Origin of the sequence: Affinirhizobium straminoryzae, assembly GCF_007004135.1 — a bacterium.
GTDB lineage: Bacteria > Pseudomonadota > Alphaproteobacteria > Rhizobiales > Rhizobiaceae > Neorhizobium > Neorhizobium straminoryzae.
Genome location: NZ_VJMG01000022.1, coordinates 15,208 through 36,024, shown reverse-complemented (window position 1 = coordinate 36,024; position 20,817 = coordinate 15,208). Strand labels below are relative to the sequence as shown.

19 protein-coding genes are annotated in these 20,817 nt (G+C 63.8%); all 19 read right to left on the bottom strand.

Translation table 11 applies throughout. The features are described 5' to 3' along the window. Positions 1-157, bottom strand: a 157-nt coding sequence (locus FNA46_RS10065) for a GntR family transcriptional regulator (RefSeq protein ID WP_143125064.1), incomplete at its 3' end; no start/stop codon positions are given. Positions 158-182: 25 nt separating this feature from the next. After that, the gene (hpxZ, locus tag FNA46_RS10060; RefSeq protein WP_143125063.1) at positions 183-557 is read right to left on the bottom strand and encodes an oxalurate catabolism protein HpxZ; all 375 of its coding nucleotides are present in this window, start codon (positions 555-557) and stop codon (positions 183-185) included. Further along, the gene (locus FNA46_RS10055) at positions 557-1,345 is read right to left on the bottom strand and encodes a 5-formyltetrahydrofolate cyclo-ligase (RefSeq protein ID WP_143125062.1); all 789 of its coding nucleotides are present in this window, start codon (positions 1,343-1,345) and stop codon (positions 557-559) included. Before FNA46_RS10055 ends, hpxZ begins: the two co-directional genes overlap by 1 nt. Continuing rightward, the gene (locus FNA46_RS10050; protein WP_143125061.1) at positions 1,338-2,021 is read right to left on the bottom strand and encodes a cysteine hydrolase family protein; all 684 of its coding nucleotides are present in this window, start codon (positions 2,019-2,021) and stop codon (positions 1,338-1,340) included. The genes FNA46_RS10055 and FNA46_RS10050 overlap by 8 nt, the downstream gene beginning before the upstream one ends. Positions 2,022-2,031: 10 nt before the next feature. Then, positions 2,032-3,573 (bottom strand): ABC transporter ATP-binding protein, encoded by a 1,542-nt coding sequence (locus FNA46_RS10045; protein WP_425468705.1) that lies wholly within the window; start codon positions 3,571-3,573, stop codon positions 2,032-2,034. Positions 3,574-3,575: 2 nt separating this feature from the next. Beyond that, positions 3,576-4,655, bottom strand: a complete 1,080-nt coding sequence (atzD, locus tag FNA46_RS10040; protein ID WP_425468704.1) for a cyanuric acid amidohydrolase — start codon at positions 4,653-4,655, stop codon at positions 3,576-3,578. Further along, positions 4,655-5,377: a biuret amidohydrolase gene (gene biuH / locus FNA46_RS10035; RefSeq protein ID WP_143125060.1), complete on the bottom strand. Its 723-nt coding sequence runs from the start codon at positions 5,375-5,377 to the stop codon at positions 4,655-4,657. Before biuH ends, atzD begins: the two co-directional genes overlap by 1 nt. Before the next feature lie 9 nt (positions 5,378-5,386). Then, a complete protein-coding gene (locus tag FNA46_RS10030) occupies positions 5,387-6,319 on the bottom strand; it encodes an ABC transporter permease (protein WP_143125059.1) in 933 nt (310 codons plus the stop codon). Beyond that, on the bottom strand, positions 6,316-7,425 hold the full coding sequence (locus FNA46_RS10025; RefSeq protein WP_143125058.1) for an ABC transporter permease: 1,110 nt from the start codon (positions 7,423-7,425) through the stop codon (positions 6,316-6,318). Before FNA46_RS10025 ends, FNA46_RS10030 begins: the two co-directional genes overlap by 4 nt. 319 nt (positions 7,426-7,744) lie before the next feature. Further along, entirely contained in the window at positions 7,745-8,851 is a 1,107-nt protein-coding gene (locus FNA46_RS10020) for a BMP family ABC transporter substrate-binding protein (RefSeq protein WP_143125057.1), read from the bottom strand. 333 nt (positions 8,852-9,184) lie between these two features. Next, entirely contained in the window at positions 9,185-11,848 is a 2,664-nt protein-coding gene (locus FNA46_RS10015; RefSeq protein WP_143125056.1) for a nitrate reductase, read from the bottom strand. Between the two features lie 209 nt (positions 11,849-12,057). Then, positions 12,058-12,390 carry a nitrite reductase small subunit NirD gene (gene nirD / locus FNA46_RS10010; RefSeq protein WP_143125055.1) on the bottom strand — a complete coding sequence of 111 codons (333 nt, stop codon included), beginning with the start codon at positions 12,388-12,390 and terminating at the stop codon, positions 12,058-12,060. 156 nt (positions 12,391-12,546) lie between these two features. Beyond that, positions 12,547-14,997: a nitrite reductase large subunit NirB gene (nirB, locus tag FNA46_RS10005; RefSeq protein ID WP_143125054.1), complete on the bottom strand. Its 2,451-nt coding sequence runs from the start codon at positions 14,995-14,997 to the stop codon at positions 12,547-12,549. 4 nt (positions 14,998-15,001) lie between these two features. Further along, a complete protein-coding gene (locus FNA46_RS10000; RefSeq protein WP_143125053.1) occupies positions 15,002-15,427 on the bottom strand; it encodes a globin family protein in 426 nt (141 codons plus the stop codon). 13 nt (positions 15,428-15,440) lie between these two features. Continuing rightward, positions 15,441-16,241, bottom strand: a complete 801-nt coding sequence (locus tag FNA46_RS09995; protein WP_143125052.1) for an ABC transporter ATP-binding protein — start codon at positions 16,239-16,241, stop codon at positions 15,441-15,443. Positions 16,242-16,252: 11 nt separating this feature from the next. After that, on the bottom strand, positions 16,253-17,149 hold the full coding sequence (gene ntrB / locus FNA46_RS09990) for a nitrate ABC transporter permease (RefSeq protein WP_143125051.1): 897 nt from the start codon (positions 17,147-17,149) through the stop codon (positions 16,253-16,255). A gap of 73 nt (positions 17,150-17,222) precedes the next feature. Continuing rightward, positions 17,223-18,512, bottom strand: coding sequence for a CmpA/NrtA family ABC transporter substrate-binding protein (locus FNA46_RS09985; protein WP_143125050.1), 1,290 nt, complete (start codon positions 18,510-18,512; stop codon positions 17,223-17,225). Between the two features lie 356 nt (positions 18,513-18,868). Beyond that, positions 18,869-20,143 carry a CmpA/NrtA family ABC transporter substrate-binding protein gene (locus tag FNA46_RS09980; RefSeq protein WP_425468703.1) on the bottom strand — a complete coding sequence of 425 codons (1,275 nt, stop codon included), beginning with the start codon at positions 20,141-20,143 and terminating at the stop codon, positions 18,869-18,871. A gap of 43 nt (positions 20,144-20,186) precedes the next feature. Beyond that, entirely contained in the window at positions 20,187-20,774 is a 588-nt protein-coding gene (locus FNA46_RS09975) for an ANTAR domain-containing response regulator (protein WP_143125049.1), read from the bottom strand. Positions 20,775-20,817: the final 43 nt, after the last annotated feature.

Here is a 20,817-nt window from a genome sequence, read left to right as displayed (position 1 = left end):
TCAGCGCCTCGCGTACCGGCGTCCGCGACACGGTGAATTCGGCGGCCAGCTGCGTCTCATCCAGCACGGTGCCGGGGGCAAGCTCGCTGCTGATGATCCGCTCGGCCAGTTGGCGCCGGATGTCCTCTGCCGATGTGCGGGGCGTTTTCTTCAGCACGCGTCTGTCTCATGTCCTGTCGTCGTCATCCGGGCATCATGCTGACATGGGCGGCCGCGACCTTCCACCCGTCCGCCGTCCTGACCCAGGTCTGCATCTGCCGGCCGATCTCGCCCGGCAGGTCCGGCCGGTGGAACAGGGTGGAGGCGGTCGCGAAATCGCGGCCATAGGTGGTGATCACCGTCTTTTCGAGCCGGCGCGTGAACGGCGCCTGGCTGTTGCGGAAGGTGGTGATCTCGCCATAGCCATGCTGCACTTCGCTCACCCCGTAGCGGACGGTGGCAGGATTGTCGAGAAACATGGCAAGCAGCGTGGTGTTGTCATTGGCGAGCAGTGCTGCTTCATAGGCGGTGAAGACGGCTTCGACCTCTGCCTGCGTTTCGGGGTGGTTGATCTCCATCAGCCGGTCTTTCTGCGGTTGAGCATGCGGGTCTTCAGTTCTGTGAGGAAGGGAATGGTCTCGAACTGGTCCGGTTGTACATGGTCCCAGTCCACGCCGGCGGGGCGCGGCTGACGGTTGCCGGTGACGATCAGCTCGGCATCCGTCGCCACCATGTCGAGGGGCGAGTCATGCGGTTCGATCACCACCTCGTCATCCGTGACAAGCTGGAGCGAATGCACCGTCGTCACCAGCGGCGTTTCATCGGTGATGGTGCCGAGTTCGCGGAAAATAGCAGTTTCGAGATCGGCAAAGCCGGCGCCCTTGCCGGTGCGGCCGCCGGCCCGCGAGACGGCAACCGATCCGACCACGCAAAAGTCCAGGGGTTCCACATCCTCGAAACCGATCCGCTCGCCGTGCTCGACAAATCCCTCTGAGACGGCGGCGAGTTCGAAGGAGATGCCCTTTTCCGTCAGCCTCTTCGGGTCAAGGCGCAGATAGGGAAAGTCACGGGTGAGGTAGGGCACCGGCGCATAGACCGTCTTGCCCTCGTAGAGCGCCCGAAGGCGGATCGGGATCTGCGGCGCATCCGGATTGGTCTTGATCGTCCTTGCTCTTTTCCAGGCCTGCGTCTGTGCCAGCCGCCAGGCAGCCGTATCGGCCCCGACGAAATTGGGGATCACGCTCCAGGCGGGGCCGACGGAGACACCGTTTTCCTCAAGGGCCGCCCAGATCCGGTTGCGCACGGCGTCCTTGCCGGCATTGCGGCCTGCCCAGCGACCCTTCTGTTCCTCCGGCATGTCAGGCATGGGCGAGCGCCTGCGTGACGGCGGCTTCCAGTTCGGCAAACGGCGTGGCCCAGCCGACGATGCCGCCTTGCGCCACGATCATCTCGATCGCCATCCGCTTGAACTCGGGAAAATAGCTTTCGGTCGCATCCTCGATCAGCAGGCATTCATAGCCCCGGTCATTGGCTTCCCGCATGGAGGTCTGCACGCAGACCTCCGTCGTCACACCGGCAAAGACGAGATGTGTGACGCCCTTGTTGTCGAGGATCGACTGGATGTCGGTGTTCCAGAACATGCCCTTGCCGGGCTTGTCGATCACGGTCTCGCCGGCGATCGGCTTCAGGGGATCCACGATCTGGTTGCCTGGTTCGCCGCGCACCAGAAGCCGGCCCATGGCACCCTTTTCGCCGATCTTCAGCGGGGCATCGCCGCGGCTGATCTTCGAGGGCGGGCAGTCCGAGAGATCGGGCAGATGCGCCTCGCGAGTGTGAACGACCGGCCATTTCTTGCGGCGGAAGAGATCGATGAGCTTTGCCGTCGTCGGAATGATCGCCTCCAGCCGTGTCACGTCATTGCCGAGGCTGTCGCCGAAGCCGCCCTTCTCGATGAAGTCACGCTGCATGTCGATCACCACCAACGCCGTGCGACCGGGGGCGAAGGGGAAGGGATAGGGGCGGGCAGGGACCGGAAATGTCATGGCAGAGTCCTCAATGTCCGGCCATGTGCTGGCCGATGGTGTTGCGGTCGGTCGCCTCGATCGGCGCGACGTAGGAGATCGTCCCGCCGGACATCACGGCGACGCGGTCCGCCAGTTCGAGGATCTCGTCCAGGTCCTCCGAGACGAGCAGGACGGCGGCGCCGCGGTTGCGCGCCTCCATGATCTGGCTGCGGATATCGGCGACCGAGGCGAAATCGAGCCCGAAGCACGGGTTTGCAACGATCAGGACATCCACGTCGCCCGAGAGTTCGCGGGCGAGCACCGCGCGCTGCACATTGCCGCCGGATAGCGTTTCGATCGGCGCATCGGGGGACGTGGTCTTCACGCGGTAGCGGGCAATCAGTTCTTCGGCCTTGCTGCGCATCGGGCCTTTCGACATCCACCAGCCGAGACTGGCGATCGGCGGCTTGTCGAAGGAGCGGAAGGCAATATTTTCTGCGACACTCATGCGCGGCACGGTGGCGTTCTTCAGGGGTTCCTCCGGCAGGCCGAACACCTTGAAGCGGTCGAAATTGCCGCGCTTCGGCGTAAACAACTCGCCGCGAATGGTGATCTCGCCATCCGAAAGCGGTCGCTGGCCGGCCAGCACCTCGACCAGAGCGCTCTGTCCGTTGCCGGAGACGCCGGCAATGCCGACGATCTCGCCGCCCTTGATCTTCAGGTTCACGCCCTGAATGGCGGACAGGCCCGCATCGTCCTCGGCGCAGAGGCCGGCAAGTTCCAGCACGTCCTTCTGGCCCGATTGCGCCGTGCGCGCTGCGCGCTCGCGCACCTCCGTGTCGCCGATCATCATGCGGCTCATCTCTTCGACGGTCGCAAGCTTGGCATCGCCCTCGCCGGTCAGGCGGCCGCGTCGCAAAACGGAGAAGCGGTCGCAGAAGGTTTTTACCTCGCGGAACTTGTGGGAGATCATCAGGACGGTGATCTCGCCCCGGTCGCACATGCCGTGCAGCAGGCCGAGCATCTCGTCCGCCTCGCCGGGCGTCAGCACGGAGGTCGGCTCGTCGAGGATCATGAAGCGCTGGTCGAGATAGAGCAGCTTCAGGATTTCCAGCTTCTGTTTTTCCCCGGCAGACAGCGAGGAGACCTGCGCATCGAGCGGCACCCGGAAGGGCATGGTTTCCATGAAGGCGTCGAGCGCCTTGCGTTCCTTTGCCCAACTGATCACCGCGGGTGCATCGGCCCGCGAGATGACCAGATTTTCCGCCGCCGTCAGGCAGGGCACCAGCGTGAAATGCTGGTAGACCATGCCGATGCCGTGGGCGCGGGCATCGCGCGGCGAACGGATGGCAATCTCCTTGCCGTCCAGCGTCACCTTGCCCTTGTCGGCGGAGTAGAAGCCCATGATGCATTTGACGAGCGTGGACTTGCCGGCGCCATTTTCGCCGAGTAGCGCATGGAAGGAGCCGGCTGCGACATCGATGGACACATCGCCGAGGGCTGTGAAGCTGCCGAAGGTCTTGGTCATGCCGGTAGCGGAAAGGGACGGGGCCTTTCGTGGCTGGGACATGTCGGATGCGAGTGCGCTCATGATCATCCTCCGTTTCGTCTGGCAATGATGGCAACGGGACCGCCGCCATCCGGCCCCTGATGTTCGGCGCCGCCGGAGACAAAGATCTCCGCGGTGCCGACGAGACCTGCCAGCACGCCGCCCACGAAGGCGCGGGCATGGCGGGTGGCGGAAATGTCGCTGTCATCAAGCATGGTGTGGCGGGAACCGCGAAGCCGCCCGCTGGTGCCGGGCTCGGCCTTGGCAAGCAGTGCCACAAGCGATGCAGCCTCGCCCCCGAGGGCAAGGCGATCCATGGCAGCCTTCACAGGCGCGACGTCGATGGCATCCGCCATCACGGCATGATCCACGGCAAGCGGGCCGCTCCATGACCGGCTCATGCCGAGAACGACGATCTCGTGATTTTCCAGCTCGACCCCGGCCGACGTGCTGGCACGGGAGGACCAGAGCGACATGTCGCGTCCGATCTGCGCCTCATCGATGTCGGGCAGGGACAGTTCCCCCAAAGCCACCGCGACGCCGAGCGCGGAAGCGGCCCGCGACAAACCCATGGATTTCAGCGTGTCACGGGTGGCCGTCGAATAGCCCTCGGCCTCGGCGCGCTGGATGCGCTCGGAGGTTAGCAGCGGGCATTTGATCTGGACGAAGTGGACATCGCCAAGGTCGTCGATCCCCGCATCGCGAATTGCCGCGCGAACCCCTTCCGCCGCCATCTGCACCTGCGCAAGCCGACCCAGGTCTTCCGGTGGAAGGGCAGGGGTCAAGGCGCGACCGATCGCCAGGGACGGTCTATCGTGAACCGGGTGGCCAGCTGTTCGCTCCAGGACCAGAATATGCGGCGAAAGCGCACCTTCAGTTCCGCCGGACATCACATAGGCGATCTCCTCCACCGCGGCCGTGGGCAGATGCCGGGCCAGTTCGATCTTCAGCGACTGGACCGAGAAGGCGCGCGTAAAGTCGTTGACGCAGCCATTGCCTTCCGTCTTGCCGAGAATGGCGAGGATCCCGGCTGGCGAGATTGCGCCGCTTGCGATGGCTGCGGCAAGGCCGGACACATCGTCCGGACCCTGCGTCGCGATGCGATGGACCTTTGCCTCCCGCATCAGGGCAATGCCCTGATGAAATCGAGCGAATTGGAGACGGCGCCGAAAACGCCGCCCTGCATCTTGATCATGTCGATGGCGGCGAGATGGTTTTCGACCTTGGTGGCTGCACAGCAATCCTCCAGCAGCAGGCATTCATAGCCGCGGTCATTGGCATCCCGCATGGTGGTGTGCACACAGACATCCGTGGTGACGCCGGTGAAGACGATGTTGCGGATGTTCTTCATGCGCAGCACAAGTTCGAAATCGGTGGCGAGGAATGTGCCCTTGCCGGGCTTGTCGATGATGGCCTCGCCCGGTTCCGGCTGCAGTTCCGGAATGATTTCCCAGCCCGGTTCGCCACGCACGAGAATGCGTCCGCATGGCCCCTGGTCGCCGATGCCGGCGCCGATGCGCTGCGAGCGCCAGCGCTTGTTGGCCGGCAGGTCGGAAAGATCCGGCTTGTGGCCCTCGCGGGTGTGGATGATGGGATAGCCCTTGGCGCGCATGGCCGCCAATACGGACTGGATCGGTTCGATCGGTGCGCGGGTCAGCGAAATGTCATAGCCCATGCTGTCCACGTAACCGCCCGGCGCGCAGAAATCCGTCTGCATGTCGATGACGACAAGGGCCGTGTTGTGTGCGCCCCAGTTGCCATCGAAGGGCCAGGGATAGGGATCGGCGGAAAGCGTGGTGCCGCCGGCGACCATGGCTTGTGCAATCCGTTCATCGAGAGACGTCATGGGGATACCTCACTTGGTGATGGAAAGCTCGCCCGGGGCCTCGCGCGCCGCGACCTTCGATCGCGCCGAGGCGATCATGATCAGCAGCGTGAGGATGTAGGGGGCGGCATTGAAGAAATAGTAGCCCTGGGAAATGCCGACGGACTGCAGCGAGGGGCCGAGCGCGCCGGCAGCACCGAACAGCAGGGCGGCGAGAATGCAGCGCAGCGGTCCCCAGCGAGCGAAGATGACGAGCGCAACCGCCATCAGGCCCTGGCCGGAGGAAAGGCCCTGGTTCCAGGAGCCCGGATAATAGAGCGACAGGAAGGCGCCGCCGATTCCGGCCATGAAGCCGCCGATGGCGGTGGCGATAAAGCGGACGAGATCGACGGAGACGCCCATGGCCTTGGCCGCTGCGGCGCTGTCGCCGGTCATCCGCACCACGAGACCCCAGCGCGTGTTGCGGAAGGCCCACCACATGAAGACCGCGAGTGCGACGCCGACGAAGAATAGCGGATTGACCTCCAGCGCCTGGGCAAGACGCGGATCACCGGTCCAATCGCCGAGATGGATTGCTTCCAGCTTGGGCGCCTGCGGCTGGATGTAGGGTTTGCCGAAAAAGAAGGCGAGGCCGGTGCCGAAGCTCATGAAGGCAATGCCGATCGCGATGTCGTTGACCTTCGGCAGCTTGCAGATGAAGCCGTGCAGGGCGCCCAAGACGAGGCCGGCGCAGCCGGCGAAGAACACGCCGGCCCAGGGATTGCCGGTGAGGAAGGAGCCGGCATAGGCCACCATGGCGCCCAGCACGAGGCTGCCTTCCAGGCCGAGATTGATGCGGCCGGATTTTTCGGTGAGGCATTCGCCAAGTGCTACGAACATGAACGGGGTGGACACGCGGATCGCGCCGCCGAGCATGGCAATGAGGGCGGTGATCAGCGCGCTGTCTGGCATGGTCTCGCTCATGTGCGGTCCTCCGCGCGTTTCGGCTGCAGGAAGGGAATGCGACCGTAAAAGGTCTCGCTCGTCAGCAGCACGACAAAAATCAGGCCCTGCAGCACAAGGACCGTGGCATCCGGCATGCCCATGCGGCGCTGGATGATGCCGCCGGCGGCACTGAGCGCCCCGAACAGCACCGCGACGGGGATGATGGCCAGCGGCACCTGGCGGGCGAGGAAGGCAACGAGGATACCGGTAAAGCCATAGCCTGCCACCAGCGAGGCATTCGCCTGTCCATGCACGGCGGCCACTTCATAGAAGCCGGCGAGCCCGGCGCAGGCGCCCGCAATCATGGTGCAGACGACGATCAGCTTGCCGACCGGCAGGCCCTGCGCCAGGGCCGCACGTGCATTGCCGCCGGTGACGCGCGCGGCAAAACCGAAGGTCGTGCGCGTCATCAGGATATGCAGCGCAATCGCCAGAATGACGCCGGCCGCCAGCCCCCAATGCACCTGGGTGCCAGGAATTGCGCCGATGCGGTAGGCTTCACCGATTGGCATGGTGGAGGGCTTGTTGGCCGAGGCCGGGTCGCGCAGCATGCCTTCCACGAAGAAGTTCATGGTGGCAATCGCGATATAGGACAGAAGCAGCGAGGAAATCGTCTCGTTGACGCCGCGATAATGGCGCAGCCAGCCGGCAAATCCGATCCAGAGCCCGCCGGCCAGCATGCCGGCCATCGCCATGACGGGAAGGGTAAGGAATGCGGGCACGCCGGCCTTGACCAGAGGAATGGCAATTGCCGCGGCCGAAAGACCGCCAAGCACCAGCGCACCTTCGCCGCCGATCATGGTGAGACCGATGCGGGCCGGCACGGCAAAGGCCAGTCCCGTCAGGATCAGCGGGGCGGCGCGCTGCAAGGTATTCTGAAAGGAGAAGCTGGAGCCGAAACCTCCGACCCAGAGCAACTGGAAAAACATCGGCGGCGATTTGCCGAGCATCAGCAGGAAGACTGAAAAGAGCGCCGCAGAGGCGATGAGCGCTGCAACCGGAATGAAAATGGATTCGGCGAATTTGAGCGTGCCAACGCTCGGTCGTCGCTTTATCGACGCTGCTGAAAGAGATTGAACCGTCATGTCTGCCACCTGTGCTCTCCTCTCTCACCGGAGATCTGCCCGGACGACGGGCGATCCTGCCTCTTGAAGATCCGGCCCCTCCGGGGACGGTCTGCATCGGCGGATTGAATTACCCCCTCTGGCCTGCCGGCCTGTTGGGTCGAGCCACTCGTCTCGACCCGTCCTTCTGACCCTTCCACAAGGGTGGAGAAGACCCGCTGCACCGTCTTGCTCTCGCCAGGGCAGGGCGTCGCCGCGGGTTAAGCCCCTCCCCCTTGTGGGGAGGGGTTGGGGAGGGGTTTTCGACCGCCCAATCACGCCGTCCTTCCGGGAATGCCGATCAGGTGATCGAACCCTGGACGCCCTCCAGCAGCCAGTTCATGCCGTCGAGATAGGGGTCGTAGTTGTCGTAGGTCTTGTCGACGACCACCTTGCCCTGATTGTCCTTCAGCGTGCCCTTGTAGATCGGCTCGCCCTTGACGAGGGCGGCACGCGCGGCATCGGCAGCCTTCTTCGCAGCCTCGCTGGCGCCGGCGCCGTAGGGCGTCGAACGCAGCATGTCCTTGTCGAAGCCGCCAACGAGGAAGTTCGGCAGCGTCTTGGAGGCGGCGATATCAGCGGCGAAGGACTTGTAGATGGTCTCCCACTTGTATTCCGCGCCGGTGATGAAGCCCTTCGGCGCCAGCGGAGCCTGCGAGGCATTGTGGCCGAGGCTTTTCACGCCGCGGGATTCGGCGGTCTCGATCACCACCTTCGGGCTGTCCACATGGCAGGTGATGACGTCGCAGCCGGCATCGACCAGCGCATTGGTGGCTTCGGCTTCGCGCACGGGAAGCGACCATTCCCCGGTGAAGATCACGCGGACCGTGGCATCCGGCTTCACGGACCGCGCACCGAGCAGCACGGAATTGATGTTGGAGAGAACCGAGGGAATGGGCTTGGCGGCCACGAAGCCGATCTTGCCGGATGCGGAGGAGAGGCCCGCCGCCACACCATTCACATAATGCGCCTGGTTCAGATAGGGGAAATAGGAGCCGGCATTCTTCGGATCCTTGTCCTTGCTCCAGAGCGGTGCCGCATGACGGAACTCGACCTTGCTGTATTTCTTGGCGAGATCGACGACGAAGGGGTTATAGTAACCGAAGGACGTGGCAAGGATCAGGTTGGCGCCGTCGAGGTTGATCATCGATTCCATCGACTTGGCGACGGCGTCGGTTTCCGGCACGTTTTCTTCTTCGACAACCGTGACGCCCGGCACCTCCTTCAGCGCCTTCGCGGCCACCGCATGGGCCTGATTCCAGCCGAAATCGTCACGCGGGCCGACATAGACGATGCCGACGGTGACGGCTGCCTGCGCGCTGGCAAAACGATAGGGCAGGGTACTGGCCGCCACGCCGGCAAGGCCGGTCTTCAGCAGCGAGCGACGGGACAGTTCGAATTTCGACATGGACACTCCCCTCTTCTTCGACCCGTCATGGGTCGTTATGGAAACTGAATTGCAAGGGGCGTGCCAGATGCTTGACTGAACTTGGCGCACGTCAAGTCATTGAAAAACAATACATGACGATGAGGTTGCCTCCCCGTTTTCGGATTAAAAAATAGGCTCTATTTAAAAGATGCATATTTTTTGTATTTATAATGGACTGTTGCATACAATTGTGGCGCGTCAACCTGGGCGTAGGGCATGGGCAAGCCGTGCGCCTTCCCGTACCGGGCTGATGGTCAGCACGCGACGTCACCCCTTGCATTCGCGGGAACGGGACATCGGTCGGAGGCGGGGTTATTCCGCGGCAACGCGCCGGAGATCCTCGAGGATCTTGCGGATCTCCGGTCGGCAGGAGCCGCAATTGGTGCCTGCTCCGGTCTGCGCTCCGACAGCCTGAACGCTGCTGCAGCCGCCTTCGGCTGCGGCGGCAATTTCGTTGACCCCGATACCCATGCAGGAGCAGAGGATGGCCCCCTTGTCCGGCTGGTCGGCCGGAGGGCGTCCGGCGATGAGGCGCGTGCGCATGCGGCGGTCGGGATGGGGCTCTGCCAGCTGTCCGGCAGCCCAGGGCCGCGACACGGCAACCGGTTCGTCCGATACGAAGAGCAGGGCCAGCAGGCGGTCTCCCCCAAAGGCCGCCAGCCGCAGTTCCCGCCCCTCGCGCGCAACGTAGCCGGTCACCTCGGCCTGGGGCGGCAGGTGGAAGGCGGTCTGCAGCCAGGCCTGCCATCCTTCCGCCGGCGGCTGGCCCGCCAGTTCCATCCGGTAGCCGCCCTCGCAGCGGGCCAGCGCCCAGTAATCGAAGGGCAGGGGCAGCGGTCGGCTGGATGCAACCGCAAAGCCATGGAAGGCGGCTGCATGGCGGCGCAGTGAAACGGCTGCATGTTTCAGCGCCGGCTGGCCCGAAAGCGGGTCGCGCCGTCCGGGGATCAGGGTATCGACGCGCCCCAGCGCTGCCGTTTCGTCCGTCCAGTGCATCGGCACGAATACGGCGCCCGGCGCCTGCCGCCGGGTCAGAAGCGCCCGCACCACGACCCTCCTGCCGGTGACGCTTTCCAGTTCGACCAGATCGGCGTCTGCAATCCCGTATGCGGCGGCATCGTGCGGATGGATCTCGGCAAAGGGTTCGGCAAGATGGGCGGAAAGCCGGGCGCTTTTGCCGGTGCGCGTCATGGTGTGCCAGTGGTCGCGCACACGCCCGGTGTTCAGCACAAAGGGGAAGGCCGGTGAGGTCCGCGTTTCTGCCGCGGCTGTCACGGCGACGAAACGCGCGCGCCGATCGGGATGGAAAAAGCGCCCGTCGCCGAAGAACCGACGGTCCGCATCCGGCATGGCTTGCGCCGGCTGCGGCCACTGGAACGGCGTGAGTGCCGCATACTCCGCCTCTGTCGCATCGGCATGCGCGCCGATGTCGAAATCCCGGCTTCCGCCGTTCTCGAAGGCGGAAAGGGCCGCATGTTCGGCAAAGATCGCATGCGGCCCCGGATAGGCAAAGGCATCTTCAAAGCCCATTCGCCGGGCGACGTCCGCCATCTGCCACCAGTCCGGCCGTGCCTCGCCGGGTGGCGGGAGGAAGGCGCGCTGGCGGGAAATGCGGCGCTCCGAATTGGTGACGGTGCCGTTCTTCTCGCCCCAGCCGGTGGCGGGCAGCAGCACATGGGCGAGGCGCGCCGTATCGGTGTGCATCTCGATGTCGGAGACGACGACGAAGGGGCAGGTTTCGATGGCGGCCTTCACGCGGTCCGCATCCGGCATAGAGACAACCGGATTGGTTGACATGATCCACAGCGCCTTGATGCGCCCATCGGCCACCGCCTCGAACAGATCGACGGCTTTCAGGCCGGGGCGGTCGGCGATCGCCGGCGCCTTCCAGAAGCGCTGCACGCGGTCGCGATCCTGCGGGTTTTCGATCGCCATATGGGCTGCGAGCATGTTGGCGAGGCCGCCGACCTCGCGCCCGCCCATCGCATTCGGCTGACCGGTCAGCGAGAAAGGCCCCATGCCGGGGCGACCGATGCGTCCCGTCGCCAGATGACAGTTGATGAGGCCGTTCACCTTGTCCGAGCCGACGGAGGATTGATTGACCCCCTGGCTGTAGCAGGTCACCACCTTCTCCGTTGCGGCAAACAGGGCGAGGAACTGGCGGATTTGCTGTGCGGGCAATCCCGTGACCTCCGCAATGGTTGCCGGATCGGCCCGCCCGGCCGCCATCAGCGCTTGCGCAAAGCCGCTGGTATGGGCGGCAACGAAATCTTCGTCGATGGCCCCCGTCTCGGCAAGATGGGCCAGCAGGCCGTTGAACAGCGCCACATCCCCATCCGGACGGATGGCGAGATGCAGATCGGCGAGATCGCTTGAGGCGGTGCGACGCGGATCGATGACCACCACTTTCATACTCGGTCGCGCCGCCTTGGCGACGGCAAGGCGCTGATAGAGCACCGGGTGGCACCAGGCCATGTTGGAGCCGACCAGCACCACGAGATCGGCCAGCTCCAGATCTTCGTAAGTGCCTGGCACCGTATCCGAGCCGAAGGCGCGCCGGTGGCCGGCGACGGAAGACGCCATGCAGAGCCGGGAATTGGTGTCGATATTGGCTGAGCCGAGAAACCCCTTCATCAGCTTGTTGGCGACATAGTAATCCTCGGTCAGCAGCTGACCGGACAGATAGAAGGCGACGGAATCTGGTCCATGGTCGCGGATTGCGTCAGAAAAGGCGGTCGCCACCGCATCAAGGGCGGTGTCCCAGCTGACCGGCCGACCATGGAGCATCGGAGAGTGCGCGCGTCCGGCAGGATCAAGCGTTTCCGCCAGCGCCGAGCCCTTGGAGCAGAGGCGGCCGAAATTGGCCGGATGCTCGGGATCGCCCCGGACGCTCACGCGGCCGTCGTCCTCCACGCGCGCAATCACGCCGCAGCCGACACCGCAATAGGGGCAGGTGGTGCGGGTCTCAGCGGGCATGGGTGTTGCTCCATCGGATGGGAGACTTGTCACACCTCATCCTCTTCTCTGTCATTGACGGCCCCTCATCCGGTCCTTGGGACCACCTTCTCCCCGCAGGGGAGAAGGGATGGACCACAGCGGTTGCGCTTCCGCTCTCCCTTTGGGGAACGGTGGCTGCACGAAGTGGAGGCCGGCTAAGGGGGCTGCAACCATGTCCGTATCCTTCCCTACTCCGCCGCCACCATCATCGGGGTCGCGATCAGGATCGACAGTGCGCCGTTCTCGTTGCGGATGTCGAAGGTCTGCACTGCGCCTTCGTCCGCGCCGAGCGCCTGGCCGCTTTCCAGCGAAATCACCCAGTTGTGCAGCGGGCAGGTGACTGAGGCGCCGTGTACGATGCCTTCCGACAGCGGACCGGCCTTGTGCGGGCAGCGGTTTTCGATGGCAAAGACCTCGTTCTCGCCGGTGCGGAACACGGCGATGGTGAAGCCCGGCGTTTTCACGCAGCGTGCGCCGCGCAGCGGGATGTCGTCGATATGGCCGATGTCTGTCCAGTTCATGAGATAATCCTTCTGATTGAAGACCCCTCCCCAAAAGGGGGAGGCGCTAACCTGCCGAACCGTTGCTCCATGATTTCTTCCCCTTGTGGAGGGTGCGAAGGACGGGTCGAGACGAGTGGCTCGACCCAACAGGCCGGCAGGCCAGAGGGGGTATTCTTATTCCGCAGCTTCGCCGTAACCGACGCTCGCCATGGGCTTGAACTCGTGCTTGTCCTTGCCGGAAACGCGTTCCGACCAGGGGTCTACCTGCGCGAACTTCTGGGAAAAGACGAAGCGGTCGTAATAGGCCTTGCGGCGTTCGGTATCCTGAAGAACCTGCCGGCGGATCTCGTCATGGCCGATGCGTTTCGCCCATTTGTAGATGCGCTCCAGATAGCGGGCCTGCTCGCGATACATCTGGGTCAGCCCCACGATCACCTCCAGCGCCTCGTCCTCGGTCTTCACCAGTCCCAGAACGTCGGTACCCTTGATGTCGAGGCCGGCAGCCCCTGCAAAGTGGATCTCGAAGCCGGACTCCACGCAGACGACGCCGATATCCTTGCAGGTGGCTTCCGCGCAGTTGCGCGGACAGCCCGAAACGGCAAGCTTCAGCTTGGCCGGTGTCCAGGAGCCCCACATGAACTTTTCGATGCGGATGCCGAGACCGGTCGAATCCTGTGTGCCGAAGCGGCACCAGTCCGAGCCGACGCAGGTCTTCACCGTCCGCAGCCCCTTGGCATAGGCCTGGCCGGAGATGAAACCGGCCTGGCCGAGATCGGCCCAGACGGCGGGAAGATCTTCCTTCTCGACACCGAGCAGGTCGATGCGCTGGCCGCCTGTCACCTTCACCATCGGGATCTGGAACTTGTCGACCACATCGGCGATCGCCCGCAATTCCTTCGCATTGGTCACGCCGCCCCACATGCGTGGCACGACGGAATAGGTCCCATCTTTCTGGATATTGGCGTGGACGCGCTCGTTGATGAAGCGCGACTGGTAGTCGTCGGCATATTCGTCCGGCCAGTCGCAGACGAGATAGTAGTTGAGCGCCGGGCGGCACTTGGCGCAGCCGCAGGAGGTCTTCCATTCCAGTTCCTGCATCACGGCCGGAATGCTTTTCAGCCCCTTCGCCTTGATGAGCCGGCGCACGTCGTCATGGCCGAGATCGGTGCAGGTGCACATCGGCGTGACGGCGGCCGGATTGTACTTGTCACCGAGCGTCAGCGCCATCAGCTGCTCGACCAGACCGGTGCAGGAGCCGCAGGAGGCCGATGCCTTGGTGTGGGCGCGCACCTCGTCCAGCGAGGTCAGGCCCTTGCCCGTGATGGTGGACGTGATCTTGCCCTTGCAGACGCCGTTGCAGCCGCAGATTTCCGCATCATCCGGCAAGGCTGCAACGGCCGCCATAGGGTCCAGCGGAGCCCCTCCCTGATAGGCCTGACCGAAGATCAGCGTATCGCGCATCCCGGAGATGTCGACCTGCTTCTTCTTCAGGTCGTTGAACCAGGCGCCATCGGAGGTTTCGCCGTAAAGCACGGTGCCGATGATGTGGTTGTCCTTGAGGACCAGCCGCTTGTAGATGCCGGCAGACGCATCGCGCAGAACGATCTCCTCGCGGTCCGGCCCCTCGGAAAAATCGCCGAGCGAATAGAGATCGATGCCGGTCACCTTGAGCTTGGTCGGTGTGTCCGCATGCACGAAGGCCGGTGTCTTGTCGCCGGAAAGATGCGATGCGGCGATGCGGGCCATCTCGTAAAGCGGCGCGACGAGACCATAGACCTGGCCGCCGACTTCGGCGCATTCGCCGAGCGCCATGATGTGCCCGTCCGACGTCAGCATGCCGTCGTCCACCACGATGCCACGATTGACCGCGAGCCCTGCCTCGCGCGCCAGCTGGACATTCGGCCGGATGCCGACCGCCATGACGACGATGGAGGCCGGCAGGCGGCGGCCGTCATCCAGCTCGACCGCCTCCACCTTGCCATCGCCCAGGATTGCCCTGGTGTTGGCCTTGCAGATGACCTTGATGCCGCGGTCTTCCAGCGCCTTCTGCAGGAGATAGCCGGCGGCCGGATCGAGCTGGCGCTCCATGAGGCTCGGCATCACATGCAGCACGGTCACGTTCATGCCGCGGGCCTTGAGGCCGGCGGCGGCCTCAAGGCCCAGCAGCCCGCCGCCGATCACGATGGCGTCTCCTCCCATCTCGGCAGCGGCAAGCATGGCCCCCACATCGTCGAGATCGCGATAGGCGACGACGCCCGGCAGGTCCTTGCCGGGAACGGGGATGATGAAGGGGTTCGATCCGGTGGCGATCACCAGCCGGTCATAGGCAGCCGTGACACCGTTCTGCGAGGTCACGCTGCGATTGGTCCGGTCGATCGAGACAATCCGGTCGCCGCGGTGAAGCGTCACGCCATGCGTTTCATACCAGGCATCGCCATGGATGATGATGTCCTCGTAGGTTTTCTCGCCGGAAAGAACCGGCGAGAGCATGATGCGGTCGTAGTTCACCCGCGGTTCCGCGTTGAAGATGGTGACGGCGAAGCGGCCAGGGGCCTGTTCGAACAGATGTTCCAGCATGCGCCCGGGGGCCATGCCATTGCCGATGATGACGAGTTTTTCGGTCATGGTCTTACTCCGCGCCGACCGGCTGGCGACAGCTGGCGGAAATCATCACCTTTGACAGCGTGGTGTAGGCAGTGATCCAGGCATCCCGCACCGCAGGCGTGAAATCCGGTCCCAGGCCCTGTTCCAGGGTCCAGATCAGCGCTTCGCCGACGGGTGCATAATACTCCGGCTTCACGCCGTAATCGTTATGCCGCACGGCAAGCGCCTCAGCGGCCGGAAGAATGCCCGCAATGTCCTTCAGGCCATTGACGACGATGCCGAGCGTCATCATCAGCTTGCGTCCCTGCTCCTTCATGTCGCCCTTGAAGAGGGGCTTTACCTCAGGCGCAATGTCGAAGAGCCTGCCGTAAAACAGCTCGGCTGCGGCTTCCCTGATGGGGACAACTTTCGCAAACGAGGATTGCACGAGGTCGATCTCATTGGGTGTCATGACGGTCTCCTCCTCATTCCGCCGCTTCCACGAAGCGGTGACGCTCGTAGAGGAACTTCAACACGGCTTCGCGGCACCTGAGGTAGGTGCGGTCCGAGGCCAGCTCGATGCGGTTGCGCGGGCGGGCGATCGGCACCTCCAGCACTTCGCCGATCTTGGCTGCCGGGCCGTTTGTCATCATCACGATGCGGTCGGACAAAAGCACGGCCTCGTCCACGTCATGGGTGATCATGATCATCGTGTTGCCAAGCCTTGCGTGGATTTCCATCACCGCGTCCTGCAGATGGGCGCGTGTCAGCGCATCCAGCGCGCCGAAGGGTTCGTCGAGCAGCAGAACCTTGGGCTCCATGGAGAGCGCCCGGGCAATGCCGACGCGCTGTTTCATGCCGCCGGAGATTTCCGCGGGGCGCTTGTCCCTGGCATGGGCCATCTGCACCAGATCGAGATTGTGCATGACCCAGTCATGCCGTTCGGCCTTGCTCCTCTTGCCGCGGAAGACCTTGGAGACGGCCAGATCGACATTCTCGTAGACGGTCAGCCAAGGCAGCAGCGAATGGTTCTGGAACACCACCGCCCGTTCGGGGCCGGGGGCATCCACATGCTTGCCATCCAGGAAGACCGCGCCGGATGTCGCCTCGATCAGGCCGGCGATGATGTTGAGAACCGTGGATTTGCCGCAGCCCGAATGGCCGATGATCGAGATGAACTCGCCCTTGTCGACGCCGAGCGAAATCTGCTTCAGCACGTCGCTTTTCGTGCCGTTTCGCTCGAAGGTCTTGTCGATGAATTCCAGCGAAAGATAGGATTGTGCCATGACCGTTCTCCTCAGGCGTTCGCGGTGCCGCGGGTAACAAGGCGCCCGACAAAGGCGATGAGGCGGTCGAGCAGGAAGCCGACGACGCCGACATAGATGAGCGCCACGATGATGTCGCTGATCAGCGAGGAGTTCCACGCGTCCCAGATGAAGAAGCCGATCCCGACGCCGCCGATCAGCATTTCTGCCGCGACGATCGCGAGCCAGGAGAGGCCGATGCCGATGCGAAGGCCGGTAAAGATGTAAGGGGCTGCCGCCGGCAGCATGATCTTGCCGAAATATTCGAAGCCATTGAGGCGCAGCACCTTGGCGACGTTCTGGTAATCCTGCGGAATGTTGCGGATGCCGACGGCGGTGTTGATGATGATCGGCCAGATCGCGGTGATGAAGATGACGAAGATCGCCGATGGATTGCCGTCGCGGAAGGCGGCGAGCGACAGCGGCAGCCAGGCGAGCGGCGGAACCGTGCGTAGCACCTGGAAGATCGGGTCGAGGCCGCGCATCGCCCACTGGCTTTGCCCGACCAGAACGCCGAGTGCGACACCGGCGACGACGGCAAAGGCATAGCCGATGGCGACGCGCTGCAGACTGGCGAGAACATGCCAGACCATGCCTTGGTCGACGCCCTGTCCCACATGGAAGGGATGGACGATCAGCTCCCAGCTTTCGGACACCACGCGGGAGGGGGAGGGCAGGCTGGAGGTGGGACCCGAACAGAGGATTTCCCAAAGCGCCAGCATCAGTGCCAGCGTCACCAGCGGCGGCAGGATCGCGGCCAGCATCTGGCGACCACGGCGGGCGAACTGCCGGGCGAGTGGCTTCTGCGGGCGTGGCCGGGCAAAGGCGACGACCTGGGCGCTCAGCGCCGGCGTCTTGTCTTCCTTGGGGTTCAACTGGGTCACGGACATCACCGTTCTCCTTGATCTTGCGCTGTCGGGGTTAGGTGGCGCTCGGGCCGCGCCACCCATGGTCGCCGAGGGGTCAGGCCATCCGGGTGATGCTGAGGCTCTTCAGATAGGCGGAGGGATCGGCCGGATCGAAGACCTTGCCGTCGAAGAAGGTTTCCTTGCCGCGCGAGGTGGATGTCGGAATGTCGGACACGGAAAGGGCCTTGGCGGCATCGCGCCACAGGTCTTCGCGGTTGACCTTCGCCACCAGCCCCTTGATGTCGAGGCCGGGCTCGAACTTGCCCCAGCGGATGTCCTCCGTCAGGAACCATGCGTCATGACTCTGGTAGGGATAGGAGGCGTGATCGCGCCAGAACTTCATGAAGTGCGGGCTGTTTTCCACCAGCTTGCCGTTGCCGTAATTGTATTTGCCCTTGATGCGATCGACGATGTCCTTGGACGGCACGTTGAACCAGCTGCGCTTGCCGACGATCTCGGCCAGCTCGTCCTTGTTCTTCATGTCGTCGCACCATTGCGCGGCTTCCAGCACGGCCATTAGCAGGGCCCTGGTGGCGCGGGGGTTCTTCTCCACCCAATCGGAGCGCATGGCGAAGGACTTTTCCGGATGCTTGTTCCAGATCTCCGCCGTGTTGATCGCCGTGTAGCCGATGCCCTGATTGACCAGCTGCTCGTTCCACGGTTCGCCGACGCAGAAACAGTCCATGGTGCCGACCTTCATGTTGGCCACCATCTGCGGCGGCGGAACGACGATCGTCTCGACATCCTTGTCCGGATCGATGCCGCCAGCCGCCAGCCAGTAGCGGATCCACAGATCATGCGTGCCGCCGGGGAAGGTCATGGCCACCTTGGCAGGGGCGCCTGCCGCTTTCTTCTTGGCGAAGGCTTCCTTGAGGACGCTTGAATCAAGGCCAACCTTCAGATCCGCATAGGCGGCACCGACGGAAATGGCCTGTGCGTCGAGGTTGAGCCGCGCCAGGATGGACATCGGCAGCGGCTGGTTGTTCTGCGTCACCTTGCCCGTCGAGATGAGGTAGGGCATCGGTGTGAGGATATGCGCGCCGTCGATGCCGTTTCCGGCAGAGCCGAGCACAAGGTTGTCGCGCGTGGTGCCCCAGGAGGCCTGCTTGACCACCTCGACATCCGGCATGCCGTATTTGGCAAACAGGCCCTTTTCCTTGGCCACGATCAGCGGTGCCGAATCTGTCAGGGCAATGAAGCCGAGCACGGCCTTGGTGGTTTCCGGGCCTGCCCCTTGCGCGAAGGCGCCGGAGGGCAGGGCGGTTCTGGCGGCGCCGATCAGGGCGGCCGTGGCGGAGGTCTTGAGCAGGCTGCGGCGGGTGAAGGCGTTCGGTCTATTGGTCATGCGCAGGTTCCCCTCTTGCGTCTTGTCCGTGGAATTTCGGGCATAAAAAAACGCCGCTCGGAGATTGCGCCAACGCGAGATCCGGGAGGTGGATCTGGGAGCAGCAAAAACCTTGCGACGTCGATGTCTTTGAAGAACGCTGATCGCGCGTTCCGATGCGCCGATCGCCATTGACCCGCGCCCTAACTGAGTAGCAATGATCGTGCCAGTTTTTTTATGGCCGGACTAACATATTGATTCGAATCATATTTTTTGCGCTTCCTGCGGCCAGTGCGTCATCTGTGGCGTGGGCGATATGATGCTAAAATAGGCGAAGCTGCCGAACTGAATGCCGAACCCGTGGGCAAAGTCTCTGATCAGACGTCTTCCACACCGCGATCCTGAGCAAGTCTGGAGCGGACCGGGAACGCTTCGGCATAGGCCTTCAGGTGCGCCGGATCGAAGACGAAGCCATCCATGAAGCGGTCTGTCTCCGAAAGGCCTTCGATGCGCACATCCTCGTCCTGCGGCATGGCAGACGAGGGGAGAGCCGCCCGGTAGAGATCCGGTCGGTAGGCGGATGCGGCCGCCCTCGCGCCGGCGTCGCTGAAGCCCGCCTGGCCCCAGCGGATCATCTGGCTGTAGATCCACAGCGCCTTGCTGGGGCGCGGGTAATTGGCATGCCCCTCGTGGAAGACGAAATACTTGTCGATCACCCGACGGTTGCCGCGTGCATCCAGGCTGAACTCGCCGGAGAGAACGTGGCGGATGATGTGCACGGGGGCGTTGATATAGCGGCTGTCCGCCAGAATCTCGGCCAGCGCGTCATGGTTTTCGGGCCGGTCGCACCAGCGGGCTGCTGCATCCAGCGCCACGATCAGCCGGGAGACGGTGTCCGGATGGCTCTGCGCCCAGTCCGGTCGAAGCCCGATCACCTTTTCCGGGGCAGACGGCCAGATATCCTGCTTGGCGGCGACGATGCGCCCGACGCCGCGTTCGGATGCGACCATGTTCCAGGGTGCGCCAACGCAGAAGCCGTCGATGGCGCCTGCCGCCAGCGCATCCGAGGTGAGCGGCGGAGGCACCACGACCATCTTCACGTCGCGGTCCGGGTCGATTCCCCCGGCCGCCAGCCAGTAGCGGAATTCATAGTTGTGCGAGGAGAAGGGATAGGTCATGCCGAAGGTTGGCGGCAACTCGCCTGCCTCGCGCATCACCCCTAAAAGGGTTGCCAGCGCGCGGGCATTGTCGAGGGCTGAAGCGGTTTCCGAAAGGCCCGTTGCCTCCTGCATTCGGGCAAACAGCCGGGCCGAGAGGGTGATCGCATTGCCGCCGCGCCCCAGCGAGAAGGGTGTGATCGTTGGCGAGGGATTGGAGCCGAGCCCCAGCATGGAGGCAACCGGCATGGGGGAGAGCATGTGGGCGATGTCGAACTGCCGAAAGGCAAGCCGATCGCGCACATTGGCCCAGGAGACATCCCGCACCAGGTCGAGCGTCAGCCCCTCGCGTTGCGCGAAGCCGAATTCGGCGGCTGCGATCAGGATGGAGGCATCCACCAGCGGAATGAAGCCGGCGCGCAGGGTTGTCGGGCCGCCGGCGGCGATGCGCGCGGGAGCCGGCAACGTGCCCCTGATATCTGCCATTGCCATCATGTCCACTCCGCTTTTCCGGTCCGCACGCGCTTCGCCTTGAGCATCACATCAGCAGTCCGGCCGCCGTCACCACGCTTTGGGCGATCTCGGACATCTTCTTCTTCTCGTTCATGGCCGTCTGGCGCAGCAGCGTGAAAGCCTGATCCTCCGAAAGCCCGCGCATCTTCATCAGAATACCCTTGGCGCGTTCGATGATCTTGCGTTCCTCAAGTGCCGAACGCGCATCCGCCAGTTCCCGCTGCAACCGTGAGAAGGCATTGAAGCGGGAAACGGCCATGTCGAGGATCGGTTTCACCCGCTCTTTCTTCAGGCCATCCACCACATAGGCGGAAACGCCGGCATCGACGGCCGCCTCGATGGCCGCCGTGTCCGAGCGATCGACGAACATGGCGATCGGACGGCTTACCGAGCGTGTCAGCTGGAACAGGTGTTCCATCATGTCGCGGTTCGGATTCTCGATGTCGATGATGATGACGTCGGGCGCGAGGGTCTCGATCAGGCGGGCAATGCCCATCACCTCATGCACGATCGTCACATGGCGGTGCCCCGCCTCATGCAAGCCTTCCTCGATGATCGCCGCGCGCACGGCGTTCTCGTCGATGACCAGAATGGTGAGGTCCAGATGGCTCATGGCTGGCAGACATGGCGTATGGCGCGCCGATTGGCAAGCGGTT